The following is a 13,134-nucleotide window of genomic DNA, read 5'->3' on the forward strand; positions in this document are numbered from 1 at the left end:
AAATTAGAATTCGCTCCAGATGCGCGCCTGCACACGGAGGTTGTTGTCGATGTCTTCGATCACGGAATTTCTGTTGGTCAGCGGGTGCGCCAAAAGTACCGAAGCGTTAAGCCGCTCCAGCGCTCGCAGGGTGATACCTGCGCCCACACTCGACAGATCCGTGGTTTCATGCTGACCGGCCAGCGGCTCGTAAATGCGCAAAGCCGCATCATCGGCAAACGCAAACGCCCGTGCCTCATTCAGCCATGTTCCCGCTTTTTTATGGAAGGACGGCGTATCGACCTGGAACTGCACCGAGATGCCGTCGTCGCCTAAGTCCTGGCTTTCATAAAAGGCCCGGACACTATCAAGACCGCCCGCTGAGAACTGCTCGTTCGAGATCACCGGCCGCCCGGCATACTGCATTGACACCTTGGCACCTGCACGCCAGTCACTATCAAACTTATACCGGTAGCCGACATCCGAGCGCAGCACGACCCAGTTGGCCTTGGCGCCATAACGCTTGTTGGCAAACTCATTGTCAGTAGCGTCAAGGCCACGCAGGCCCAGATTGACTCCGACGCTGAAGTCAAAATCAAAATCCTCAGTGCGTTGTGACTGCGTGTACTGAACGGTCAGCGGAATATAGTCGATCGGCGTTTTGCCCGTATCCGAGCCTAGAACCAGATCTTCCTTGAAACTCTTATAATCTATACCTGCCGTGATCTGATGCACCCGCGCCGTCTCGGCCTCACCGGTGATCTTGGTATAGATACCCCTCAGACCAAAAATGTCGCCCGACCCTAGAACATTGATCCCGCCCAGAGCCGACACGTCGCTGTCGGAGTGCACGCCGTAGCCAACAATCGTCCACGGCGTGTCGCGGATCGGTGCCACATAGGAGGCCGACACCACCCACGACTCTTCCGGCTTCTCAGGTGTCACTTGCGCCTGCAGGTTCAGGCTATGGCCCATCTGAAACAGGTTGGCATAACTGATGCCCGCGGCAATCCGCGCCCGCTTGGTGCGGTTAGACGCGCGGTCGTTAATTTCAAACGATCCATGCACCGGCAGCTTATCTTCGACATTGATATCGACATCGACCGTGCCGGGCGTATCACCCGCCCGCAGCGTCGGAGTAATTAATCGGTCCGCTGATTTGTTGGCCCCGGCGATCTCACTGGCCACGTTCTTGTAGTTCGGCACGCCCCCCTCGGCCAAAGACGGCAACTGCGCCTTGATATCTTCGGGCGAGAAATAACGGCTGTCATTAACCCGCAGGCGCCCGACTTTCAGTTCCACTACCTCAAACCGGATAATGCCCCCGCGCACGTCCTGCTCAGGTATGCGCACATCAACTGTCTCAAAGCCCTTGGCGTGATAGGCTTTCATCAGCGCCAGACGCGCGGCCTCAACATCAGACACTTTGCGCTGCGGCCCCAGATACGGCAAAACCGCACTCTCAACATCCATCCGAGTCAGAACCGTATTGCCTTCAATCCGGTAGTTCAGAACATCCAGACGACGCTCATCATCTTGTACAGATGCCTCTGTCTCAGCTTCCGGTCCTGAAACCGCCTCCTGCGCCTGCACAGACGCAGCCATGCCATAGCCAAGCGCTATCGCACTGGCGAAAAGCCATTTATTCGAAAGCATTCAAGAACCCTCGGAGTAGAATTAAATAAAAAAAGATGAGCGCCCTAAATGAAACCCCAACAGGACAACCCCCAACTCCGGTCAATTACAATATTACCTTGAAGTATTTATGACATGGCTACAAATAAATGAAATAAATCAATAACTTAATAACACGCACGACAAATTAAACCCATGAATAAATTCATGAATACTTGAAAATATTACTATTATTGATAAGCCGTCATCTATTGAACGAACCCAAAACAATTCAATAAAAATTGAACTATCTGTTTCATTCAGGCCCCATAAATGCGGCCTCTAAATTGATGACGTAATCCGGATGACGAACCCACATCCGTTAAGTGAAGATTCTAGAATATTTTTTGCTGCGCCGCCGAAATAAGGTCTGATGGCCCTCACGGGCGATATACTTGAACCTGTCGGCATTAAGCCGCAATTGGGCCATCGGCTAAAGCCGCCGCAAAGCGTGTCCCGTGCCAGCAGTCAGGCTTAAGGGGCGACCTTGTTCGACAGGGTAACGGCCTTGTCAGAATTATTGACGCGGAGATCATAAACACCGGCTACGGTTTCAACGAAAATCTCAGGTTCGGCGATACGCACAACACCGCTTATTTTTCGCTGAGCCGTACGGTTGTCACTTAAGACGATGGGCTTTTTGGTGTAGCGATTGACCTCGGCCACCGCCACATTAAGCGGCGTTTCGTCAAATATGATCTCGCCGTTTCGCCAGGCTGTGACCGTCTCAATCTTAGGCCTGTCCAAAACCGACGCCGCCCCCGTCTCGCGCCAGCGATCGCCGGGCGTGAGCGATATTTTAGCAGATGAATTAAATTCGCCGTGCCCAATATCAACCAGGCCCGACAGTAGGGTCACTTCCATGCCCCGTGCCTCAGACCTCACGACAAACAATGTCCCGACCGCTTCGACATATCCGTCATTCGCCTCAACTACGAAGGGCCTTTGCTTGTCATGGGCGACATTGAAAAGCGCTTCGCCCCGCTCAAGACGGACCCGGCGAATACCTTTTTCGAAATCCACTTTCAGCACGGAATTTGTATTGAGCACCAGCCGCGTGCCGTCATCAAGACGCACCGTACGTTGCTCACCAATGCCGGTCTTGTAGGTCGGCATCAGGAATACAGAACTGAAACCAAACGCCAGCAACACGACCGCCGCCATAGCAGCGATACCCGCAGGCAAACGCCATCTGTTGTGCTGAATAAGGCGATCAGACGGACTGTCCTGGGCTATCTGCCCCAACTGCTCCCAAATCAGAAGCCCCTCGGCATAGGCCTCAATATGGGCATCATCTTCAGCCAGCCAGTCATCCATGGCCCCGCCGGTCGCCGCGGCCCCCTCTGAAGAGTCGATGATCCATTGCGCGGCCTGATGATTGACAGACGTGCCTGTCGTCTGCTCACGAATGTAAGACACTGATGACCTTACCATTCTTTCATCCAATCCAACAGAAACGCCAATCCCTTTGCCAGCCTTTTTTCGACGGCACTGGCACTCAGGCCGTGCCGCTTTGCAATAGCCGCTACCGTTAACCCCTCAACCCTCTGGGCACGAACAATCTGCCGCGTCAGGGGATCAAGGGCTGCAAAACCACGGCTTAATCTTTGTAGACGTTGTTTTGAGGCATAAACCTCATCCGGTTGCGGATAATTATCGACGATTGTGTAATTTTCCACCGGCTCAGGGGCCACATCGACATCCTTATGCTTGCGGTATGAGTCTATCACAAGATTGACGACGGTACGGGCCAGAAACCCCTTCACCTGCCGGACTTCGTTTGATTTTTGATATATTTGAAGCCGGATAAGCGCTTCCTGAATAAAGTCGTCGGAGTCCTGCGGATTAACGCCCCGGCGCGACAGAACCTTTTTCAAGTGGATTATGATCTCGGAAACAGAGGCCGTCATCCCCGCCTGAAGCCCTCAAATTTTAAAGAACCATTTTATCAAATGGCGTCAAACAGGTATCATAATATAAAATTGTGACGGATAATGTATACCGCCATGCACCTACGTCTCGCAGGCCTGAACTCCACGGCCACCTATTGTAGACGATATTTTTGCACACACCCGTACCACCAGCTCAAAATACTCTACGCTATTTGAAAACTACGAGTGCTAAAACCACAATACAGACGGTCGTGCGGATTTGAGATTGTGGCGGATAGTACCCAAAGCGGAGCGTATACCGTATTTAATGTTTCATAATTCCATTAACTTGCTGTTGTGAATTCGCCGTAGCACCGCCCCAGTAACTTTCAACTACCTCTGGGACATCACGACATGCATTTCCGCCCCGCCTTCAATTTACGCAACGTCCGCACTTCCGTTTCGTTTTGGTCAGTGTCTGCCGCTATAGTCACGGGGATGATCGCCCCCGCCGCGGTCGCTCAGGCCCCCGTGGAAGATGCCGTGCAGGAGGTCATCGTCACCGGCACGCGTGAAAAAGGCCGCACCAAATACGACAGCCTGACCCCGGTGGATGTCATCTCGGCCAAGGCCGTACAGGACGGCGCGTCTTCGGAATTGGCCGATAATCTGGCGCAGGTCATTCCGTCGCTTCAGGTGCTTAAGCTGCCGTCGTCGGATGGTTTGCAGTTCATCCGTCCGGCCCGCCTGCGTGGCCTGGGATCAGACCAGACCCTGGTGTTGATCAACGGTAAGCGCTTTCACCGTTCGGCCTTTCTGGGGCAGCGCGGTGCTCAGGGTGCCGACCTGAATAAGATCTCCAGCCTCGGCATCGGCCGGGTCGAAGTGCTGCGTGATGGCGCCTCGGCCCAGTATGGCTCTGATGCCATTGCCGGGGTGATCAATATCCAGTTGGATCAGCGTCCGGGCGTAGCGGCCTATGTGCAGCGCTCGCAGTATTTTGAAGGTGACGGCGAAACGACCCGTGCCGGTATCAAGGCCGGTAAGACCTTTGACGGCGGCTTTGTCACCGCAGCACTAGAATGGGCCGACGCGGCCATGACGTCGCGCAGCCATCAACGTGCCGATGCTCTGGCCTATGAAGCGGCCAATCCGGGTGTTGATCTGCCTGATCCGGTTCAGCACTGGGGCGCGCCAGACACCAAAAACTACAACTTCACTTTTAACGGTGCGCTGGAGACCGGCTTTGGTGAGCTTTATGCGTTTGGTACCGCCGCCAAGGGCGAAGGCATCAACGACATCAACTGGCGCATCCCGTCGGCCACCTCGAACGCCAGCGTTTATAAGCCTGTGCTAAGCTTCCCCGGCTGGGATCTGAAATCGGTCTATCCGCTCGGTTTTACGCCGCGTGAAGAGGCCAAATATCAGGATTATCAGGCCGTAGCCGGTCTGCGCGGTGGCGGCGAGGTCTTTACATGGGATCTCAGCGCTTCGATCGGTGAGAACGAAACCGAGTTTTACCTCTATAACACTATTAATGCGTCGATGGGCCCAGACTCGCCGTTTGACTTTTTCCTCGGCACGCAAACTCAAGCCGAAGTCAACCTCAATGCCGACGGCGTTTACCGGCTGGATGTGGGGTTGTCTGAGCCGCTCAACATCGCCTTCGGGGCTGAACGCCGCGAAGAAACCTATACAATAGGTGCCGGTGATGCGGCCTCCTATGCGGTCGGCGCGGGTGCCAAAGACGGTCTGGCCGTAGGTTCAAATGGTTTCCCCGGTTTCTCGGACGTGCAGGCTGGAGAATGGTCGCAGGAAAGCTACGGGGCCTATGTCGATGTCGAAGGCAAGGTCACCCCGGATTGGACCTGGGCGGCTGCGGTACGCTACGAAGATTTCGACAGCTTCGGCGACACCACCAACACGAAGCTATCGACCCGCTATGATTTCAGCCCCAAGTTCGCCGCCCGCGGTTCGGTCTCGACCGGCTTCCGCGCGCCGACGCCGGGTCAAATCAATTCACTGTCAGTCTCTCAAGGTTTGGATACGGTCACGCTTCAGGTTTTCACCAATGGCCGCCTGTCACCGCTTAACCCTATTGCCGTCAGCAAGGGTGCCAAGCCGCTAGAGCCGGAAGAGTCGGACAACCTGACCATGGGCTTTGTCTGGCGCACCGATATGGGCCTGTCGGGCACGATCGACCTTTACCAGATCGACGTCAATAACCGGCTCGGCCAGTCGTCGTCCATTACACTGACACAGGCTGAAAAAAATGCTCTGGTCGCGCAGGGCTATCCGGCGGCGGCCAGCTTCACGTCCGTTTACTGGTACACCAATGATTACGACACCCGCACCAAGGGTATCGACGTGGTGACCAGCTATGCCCGCACGATATGGGACGGTCAGTTGAACCTGACCCTGGCCTACAACACCAATAAGACCCTGATCACCGGCGGGTCGCTGACGGCTAACCCGACCACCAAGCGCAACTTTGAGGAGGGCTTGCCCCGGAATAATGCCAGCTTTACCGGCAACTTCCGCAAAGGCCCGTTCGAGTATCAGGTGCGGGTACGCCATTACGGTAGCTGGACCGACTCGACCGGCAATTCGACCGGCGACATCTTCCAGACCTTTGGCGTGATGAACTTTGTCGATGCCTCGGTGCTTTACGACATCAACACCAACCTGTCGCTTAAGGTGTCGGTGGAAAACCTCTTTGATGACTATCCCGAAAAGGCTCTTTTCCAGGCGTCACGCGGGATCGAATATTCGCGTAACGCCCCTTATGACACCTATGGGGCTCAGGCCTATGTCCGCCTGAACGCCAAATTCTAAGTTTAACGTCATATCTGATCCGGGCGGGCCGATTCCTCGGTCCGCCCCTTTGTGTTTTTATGGAAAGCCTGACTATGGATCGCCGCACCGTGTTGACCGCTCTGGGCGCTATGCTGCCCGCAATGGCAAACGCTCAAACCGCAAGTGACCTGAACGCCCCTACGGGTCCAAAGGATGAGACCGGCTGGGCCAAGGTCGCCGCCGCCTATCCGGCCCGGCCCGATGGTGTGATCAATCTCGAATTTGGCGCGTTTGGCCAGATGCCGCTGGCGGTTCAGGCGGCATTTGCGCGCCATACTGAGACCATCAACCAGCAGGGCGCCTATTTCACCCGTCGGGAGTTTGCGCCCTATTATATTCGCCTGCGTCAGCAGATCGCGACGGCACTCAATGCCGACCCGTCAGAAATTGCCTTGACCCGCAATGCCACGGAGGCGATGCAGGCTCTGATCAGCGGCTACAACCGTCTGAAACCTGGTGATGCCGTGCTGATGGCCGACCATGATTACGACAGCATGCAAACCGCTATCGACTGGTTGAAAACGCGCCGGGGCGTCGATGTTGTGCACATCGCCCTGCCCCATCCGGCCAGCCATCAGGGGCTGATCGATGCCTACGAACAGGCGCTGAAAGCCCACCCCAAGGTTAGATTGATCCTGCTGACCCAGATCGGTCACCGTAGCGGGCTGAGGCTGCCGGTACGCGATATCATCGCTATGGCCCGCACCCACGGCGTCGATGCCTTGGTCGACAGCGCCCATGCCTGGGGCCAGATGCCCGTCGATGTTAAGGCTGAAGGGTTTGATTTTGCGGGCTTTAACCTGCACAAATGGATCGGCGCGCCGCTCGGCGTAGGTGCGCTTTATATCCGCCGAGACCGCATCGCTGACATAGATCCGTTTATGGGGGAAGCGGTCAGCGAGCGCGATCCGATCTCTGCCCGCGTCCATACCGGTACCGCCAATTTCGCCGCCCAGATGGCCGCCATAGAGGCCCTGAGCCTGCATGCCCGCATCGGGTCTGCGGCATGTGAGCAACGGCTGTCCTATCTGCGCGCCCTGTGGGCAGAACCGGTGCGAGAGCTAAAAAAGGTAGATGTGCTCACCCCCGCCGATCCGCGCCTGCATGTCGGGATCACGTCGTTCCGGTTGCGGCATGATCCGTCTCCGCAAGCCCATGCTGTGGTGGCAAAACGGCTTTTGGACAAGCACGGCCTGTTCACCGTTCTGCGCACCGGACTTGCCGGCGGAGCCTGCATCCGGGTGACGCCGGGCCTAAGCTCAACCCCTGCCGACATGACGCAGTTGTTAAGCGTTGTACACACTCTTTGAAGTCCGCTGCGGGCCTGAGTAGCGCCCTTGCGCCCGAAGCGGTCATTTACACGGTACCGCGGGCTAAGCCCGAAAGCGGAAATTGGCGAACTGTTAAGGCCCCAAAATGGAGCCACGCCACCGTTGCATCAGAATGCCAACATCGTCTTCTCAAATATAGCCGGGCGGCAGTTATATAGACTTCGGTATTGGTAAAATAGAACCTATTCAAATACGGCACGCAATCTAAAGTTTTATTGGTAAAAATGTAATTTCAGGATCAGTTATTTATAGACTATCTAATGAACATTTCCTTGTCATATTACCGCTTCGAGATTCCTTAAATTTTAATCGTTCAGATTAAGCGATTGGAAATCTTGATCGATTACATTGTCGTTTGGAAATACCTCACGCGTTGCGTTTGTAAGAGGTGTCGTAGAAGAACGAAGACATGGAAACATACCGGCTTGCTGTAAGCGAAAGTCAATGTCTCGACTGGCCGTTCGAGGATAAGGATATGTTCGAGATATTGTTCGAACAAAATCCCATCCCAATGTGGGTATTTAACCTGGCAAACCAAAAGGTTGTGGCCGTTAATACCGCAGCATGTGATCTTTATGGGTACACCAAGCGCGACCTGATCGAAAAAACGCTCAATGATCTGCATACGCCGGGCGATTTCCTCCACGGGCGTATGGGCCCGGAAAGCCTGGCCGCGTTTCTCGTCCCAGAGCAGAACGTTACCCAGTTTAAGGCCAGTGGCGAGAAAATAAAGGTTCTGCGCTTTGCCCGTCCCGCGCGTTATCGCGACGAAGACTGCGTGATCGTTTGGAATATCGATGTCACTGAGCGCGAACAGGCTTCCGTGGAACTGCAAAGTACCCAGATATTTCTTGATGCGATCGTGGAGAGCATACCCTCCATGCTGTTCGTAAAGGATGCCCGCGACGGCCGGTTTGTGCTGTTAAACAAGGCGGGAGAGGAGCTACTCGAAATAAGTCGCCATGACCTGATCGGAAAATCTGACTTCGATTTGTTCGACCTTGAAGATGCAAAACGCTTCCGGCTGGCCGATCAGAAGGTGGTGGCGTCCGGAAAACTCGTTACCATCGAAAATGAACCGCTCACGACGCCGAACGGTGTGCGATCCTTAAGAACGCAAAAAGTTGGTGTGCCCGATATCAACGGAAAACCAAGATATCTGCTCGGCATTTCCGAAGATGTAACCGAGAAACTGCGGATAGAGGAACGCAGCCGTCACCTGGCCTTACACGATATCCTGACGGATTTGCCAAACCGACTGCAGTTTCAAAACATCCTTGATCGCCATATCGATGCAAATTCTGCGACCGACAGTGATTTCGCCCTGCTGCTGCTTGACCTAGATCGCTTCAAGGCTGTGAATGACAGTCTTGGTCACCATGTCGGCGACCACTTGCTGCAACAGGTAGCCACGCGCATGTTATCCCACATGGGGGATGACGACGTCGCGGCCAGATTGGGCGGTGATGAATTCGGCGTCATCCACAAAGGTCAGATCACTCAGGAGAGCGCAACGCAGCTTGCCGGCCGCTTGATCTCATCACTGTGTGAGCCTTTCACGGTAGATGGACATTATGTCTCAATCGGATGTAGCGCAGGCCTTGCGCTGAGATCTTTGCATGGCGGCAGTGCCGATGCGCTCATGAAGCGTGCCGACCTTGCGCTCTATGCGGCCAAATCCACGGGTAAAGGTGACTATGCTTGGTTTGAGTTTGCGATGGAGGAGAAAGCCGATCGCCAGCGTATTTTGCGTGAAGAACTCAGCACTGCCCTGGAAAAGAACCAGCTTTACCTTAACTATCAACCCATCGTCTGCACGCGTACCCGCAAAATTATTTGCTTTGAAGCCCTACTGCGTTGGGAGCATCCGACACGCGGTCTTATATCGCCTGACGAATTTATCCCGGTCGCTGAATCGTCAGGCTTGATCGAACCGATTGGCAGGTGGGTGCTGCAGCAGGCCTGCGCTGAAGCCACCAAGTGGCCAAATACCATAAGGGTGGCGGTGAACCTGTCGCCCCGGCAATTCACGGGCTTTGGTCTGGCTGCAGACGTCATGCGGGCGCTGGAGCAGTCGCGGTTATCACCGCACAGGCTGGAACTTGAAATTACAGAGTCCATTTTCCTCACCGACACTCAGGAAAACGTGCGTATTTTGAACCAGCTCAAACACTTAGGCATCCATATCGCGCTGGATGACTTTGGAACCGGCTACTCAAGCCTTGCCTATCTGCGATGTTTTTCGTTTAACAAGCTTAAAATTGACCGCTCGTTTATCTCCGACATGTCCTCCACGCCGGAAAACCTTGCTATCGTGCGCGCGGTCATTGGTCTGGGCAAAAGCTTTGGCGCGGTCGTCACCGCCGAAGGGGTTGAAACTGAGGACGAGATGGCCTGCGTTACTCAGGAGGGCTGCGATCAGGCTCAGGGCTACTTGCTGGGGCGACCTATGACGGCCCATGCCGTAGGTGATATGCTTGTGTCCTTGCCCACGAACAGAAGTTTCGGAGGCGCATAAAATGGATGCTGTGATGCGTTTTCGAAGTTCAACGGCCTGGGATATCGATCCAAGCCGCGTGTCGCTCGCTTAGCGTCCCCCCACTGGATTTTCTCGATAAGCCCTTTCCCTCATTATTTTCATAGAAAAAAATGAGTGAAATTCACATAGCTGTCATGATGCGGGCTTAGACCCTGCCTTTTAAGGCGGGCAGTCAACAGTAGGGTCGCGATATGCACACGCTCCGGTCAGGTCTGGTGTCTCTTGCTCTGGCGGTGCTGGCCGCCCTTATGGTGTCAGGGCCTGCTATGGCCGCAAAGCCGCTCAGGGTCATACTGATACCGGCAGACGGAGGTACTGAGGACGGGACGCGGGCCGACTATACGCCCTTGTTCAATGCCATCAGCCGCCAGACCGGCCTGACCTTCGACATCCGTGTGGGTCAGTCCTACGGTGCGGTGGTTGAGGCCATGTGTAATGGCTCGGCCGATATCGCCTTCGTGGGCGCGGTCACTTTTGTGCAGGCCCATCAGCGTAAATGCGCCGAACTGCTGGCGGTCGCGGTCGAAAAGGGCCAGTCGTCCTACTATGCAGGACTGTTCACTCGCAGCACCTCCCCCATCAAAACCGTGGCCCAGATCAAGGGCAAGCGCGTGGCGTTTGGCGACATTAATTCGGCCTCGGCCTTTGTGTTTCCGGTCAGCATGATCATGGATGCGGGCCTTGATCCGGTCAAAGACCTTTCGGCTCTGCGCCTGACCGGCAGCCATGCCTCAAGTCTGGCCGCACTTACCCAAAATCAGGTCGATGTCGCCGCCCTGTCGTTTGACAGCTTCGATAAGGCCATCCGTCAGGGCGCGGTCGATCCAAAAAGCATCCGCGTTATCGCCAAAAGCATCGCCATTCCCTATCCGCCGATTGTGATGAACACCCGCCTGCCCGCGTCGCTTAAGGTCAAGCTAAAATCGGCGTTTGAGACCGTCCATACCGCCCCCGGTGTGACGCCGGACATGATCCGCGGCTATGGCGGAGCCAAAGTCGATCGCTATGACACCAAATTTTCCGCCGCCAAATTCAGTGTCGCGGCCCGTACCATGGCGCGCATTGATGACCGGCTAAAAGGCGAAATCCTGAAGAAGGCCTCGGCGCGGTGATCCGGTTCGAGGCGGTCAGCCAAACCCACAAGTGCGGCACCCAGGCCCTGAAAAACATTTCCCTGACCATCCCAAAGGGTCAGGTCTGTGTCCTGCTGGGGCCATCAGGTGCTGGTAAATCCAGCCTGTTGCGCTGTGTTAATGGTCTGAACCAGCCGACATCGGGTAAGCTGTTTGTGGGCGACATTGAGATCACCGCGCGCAGTTTGAAAACCATCCGCCCGACCATCGGCATGATCCATCAGGCGTTTAATCTGACCACACGGGCAACGGTCGCAGCCAATGTGATTGCCGGTGCCTTGCCCGCTGTGCCAACCCTGCCCGCCCTGTTGAACCTGTTCCCACGCGAGTATCGGGCCAAGGTGTGCGACCTGCTTGACCGGGTCGGTTTAAGCGAAGCCCATCTGACGCGCCGGGTCAGTGAGCTATCCGGCGGGCAGCAACAAAGGGTCGGGATTGCTCGCGCCTTCATGCTCGATCCCGCCATTATTCTGGCCGATGAGCCGGTCGCCAGCCTCGATCCGGCGGTGAGCGCGGACATTCTGGCCTTGCTGGTGCGAGAAGCCCGCGCCCGCGGCGCGACGGTCCTGTGCAGCCTGCATCAGCTTGATCTGGCGGTTAAGTTTGCCGACCGCATTGTGGCCCTTAAGGCCGGTGAACTGGTCTTTGATGGCCCGCCCGCCGACCTTACCGCCGATGCCGCCGCCCGCATCTATCAGACGCCGGTGACACCGGCTTTAGCGCCTGAGTTCGCCTGACCATGAAACCGCTGATACCCCCGCCTGTGGCCACCGAAACGTGGCGCTATCCCAAACCCTATGGCCTGAAAACCCTGATCCTGTCGTTGCTGGCGGTGTTTATCCTGTGGCAGACAGCGGTGCGGGTCGAACTGCCCAGGGCCGTGGCTCTGACCGCCGAAGCGGTCGGATCGGTGTTCGGGTCGGGTGCCGACAGTCAGGTCGCCAAGGGTTTTGCGACCGTGGCCGGACAGTTATACCCTTTGGAGATGGCCGAGCGCATCGAGGTCAGCCGGATTGAAAACTTCGACCGCGATAAGCTGCCAGCGTTTTCCTATATAGAGCGCGAAACCACTGAGGTTGAAACCCTAAACCCCGACACGCTTATGGTCGAGACCACGACCGAGACCACTGAGATTCTGGTCAAGCCCTACGGCTATCTGATGACGGTCGGGGTTAAGATGCTGGAGACCCTTGAGATCGCCCTGTGGGGGACAATACTTGCGGTTATTCTGGGCTTGCCGCTGGCGCTGCTGGGGGCGTCTAATCTGGCGCCCAATCGCTGGGTACAGGGGTTAAGTCGTGGGGTGGTCAGCGCCTTACGCGCCGTGCCGGAACTGATCAGCGCACTGTTTCTGGTGCTGGCCTATGGCTTTGGGCCGGTGGCGGGGATACTGGCGTTGGCGCTGCATGCCGCCGGGTTTTTCGGTAAGTTCTATGCCGACGATATCGAAGCCGCTGATCCGAAGCCCCAAGAAGCCCTGCGCGCCATTGGGGCGGGCCGCCTTAAGGTTTTCCGCCACGCGATCTTGCCAATGGTTTGGCCGAACTATATTGCCTCGACCCTCTATATTCTCGACCGCAATGTGCGCATGGCGACCGTCATCGGTCTGGTCGGTGCAGGCGGGATCGGGCAGGAACTCAAAGGCCGCTACGACATGTATGATTACGGCCATGTCGGCACGATACTGGTGGCGATTTTTGTGCTGGTGCTCATCCTTGAGCAGATATCAGCAAGGCTCAGGAAGCATTATT

Annotated in this window: 9 protein-coding genes; 6 read left to right on the top strand and 3 right to left on the bottom strand. The window is 55.8% G+C overall.

What is annotated here, in order from left to right:
• Positions 1–3 precede the first annotated feature (3 nt).
• The 3 genes from IE102_RS13050 to IE102_RS13060 all read right to left on the bottom strand — a co-directional run bounded on the left by IE102_RS13050 (position 4) and on the right by IE102_RS13060 (position 3,563).
• Positions 4–1,635 (bottom strand): ShlB/FhaC/HecB family hemolysin secretion/activation protein, encoded by a 1,632-nt coding sequence (locus IE102_RS13050; protein WP_189487352.1) that lies wholly within the window; start codon positions 1,633–1,635, stop codon positions 4–6.
• Positions 1,636–2,127: 492 nt separating this feature from the next.
• Complete coding sequence (locus IE102_RS13055; protein ID WP_189487354.1) at positions 2,128–3,087, bottom strand: FecR family protein; 960 nt, start codon at positions 3,085–3,087, stop codon at positions 2,128–2,130.
• Positions 3,081–3,563, bottom strand: coding sequence for an RNA polymerase sigma factor (locus IE102_RS13060; protein WP_189487356.1), 483 nt, complete (start codon positions 3,561–3,563; stop codon positions 3,081–3,083). Before IE102_RS13060 ends, IE102_RS13055 begins: the two co-directional genes overlap by 7 nt.
• A gap of 459 nt (positions 3,564–4,022) precedes the next feature.
• Between IE102_RS13060 and IE102_RS13065 the strand changes: the two genes are divergently transcribed.
• The 6 genes from IE102_RS13065 to phnE form a co-directional block, all read left to right on the top strand.
• Entirely contained in the window at positions 4,023–6,359 is a 2,337-nt protein-coding gene (locus IE102_RS13065; protein WP_229807748.1) for a TonB-dependent receptor plug domain-containing protein, read from the top strand.
• Positions 6,360–6,433: 74 nt separating this feature from the next.
• The gene (locus tag IE102_RS13070; RefSeq protein WP_229807749.1) at positions 6,434–7,690 is read left to right on the top strand and encodes an aminotransferase class V-fold PLP-dependent enzyme; all 1,257 of its coding nucleotides are present in this window, start codon (positions 6,434–6,436) and stop codon (positions 7,688–7,690) included.
• 496 nt (positions 7,691–8,186) lie between these two features.
• A complete protein-coding gene (locus IE102_RS13075; protein WP_229807750.1) occupies positions 8,187–10,229 on the top strand; it encodes a sensor domain-containing protein in 2,043 nt (680 codons plus the stop codon).
• A 212-nt stretch (positions 10,230–10,441) separates the two neighbouring features.
• Entirely contained in the window at positions 10,442–11,362 is a 921-nt protein-coding gene (locus IE102_RS13080) for a phosphate/phosphite/phosphonate ABC transporter substrate-binding protein (protein ID WP_189487362.1), read from the top strand.
• Positions 11,359–12,120 (top strand): phosphonate ABC transporter ATP-binding protein, encoded by a 762-nt coding sequence (locus IE102_RS13085; protein WP_189487364.1) that lies wholly within the window; start codon positions 11,359–11,361, stop codon positions 12,118–12,120. Before IE102_RS13080 ends, IE102_RS13085 begins: the two co-directional genes overlap by 4 nt.
• 2 nt (positions 12,121–12,122) lie before the next feature.
• Positions 12,123–13,134: phosphonate ABC transporter, permease protein PhnE (phnE, locus tag IE102_RS13090; protein WP_189487366.1), on the top strand; the 1,012-nt coding region annotated here is incomplete at its 3' end.

The sequence above is a fragment of the Asticcacaulis endophyticus genome, from assembly GCF_014652575.1.
Taxonomy (GTDB): Bacteria; Pseudomonadota; Alphaproteobacteria; order Caulobacterales; family Caulobacteraceae; genus Asticcacaulis; species Asticcacaulis endophyticus.

What these genes read in the sequence shown, in the direction of transcription:
- IE102_RS13065 (WP_229807748.1), top strand. Translation starts at nt 4,023, where the DNA reads ATGATCGCCCCCGCCGCGGTCGCTCAGGCCCCCGTGGAAGATGCCGTG.
- IE102_RS13070 (WP_229807749.1), top strand. Translation starts at nt 6,434, where the DNA reads ATGGATCGCCGCACCGTGTTGACCGCTCTGGGCGCTATGCTGCCCGCA.
- IE102_RS13075 (WP_229807750.1), top strand. Translation starts at nt 8,187, where the DNA reads ATGTTCGAGATATTGTTCGAACAAAATCCCATCCCAATGTGGGTATTT.
- IE102_RS13055 (WP_189487354.1), bottom strand. Translation starts at nt 3,087, where the DNA reads ATGGTAAGGTCATCAGTGTCTTACATTCGTGAGCAGACGACAGGCACG.
- IE102_RS13060 (WP_189487356.1), bottom strand. Translation starts at nt 3,563, where the DNA reads ATGACGGCCTCTGTTTCCGAGATCATAATCCACTTGAAAAAGGTTCTG.
- IE102_RS13050 (WP_189487352.1), bottom strand. Translation starts at nt 1,635, where the DNA reads ATGCTTTCGAATAAATGGCTTTTCGCCAGTGCGATAGCGCTTGGCTAT.
- IE102_RS13080 (WP_189487362.1), top strand. Translation starts at nt 10,442, where the DNA reads ATGCACACGCTCCGGTCAGGTCTGGTGTCTCTTGCTCTGGCGGTGCTG.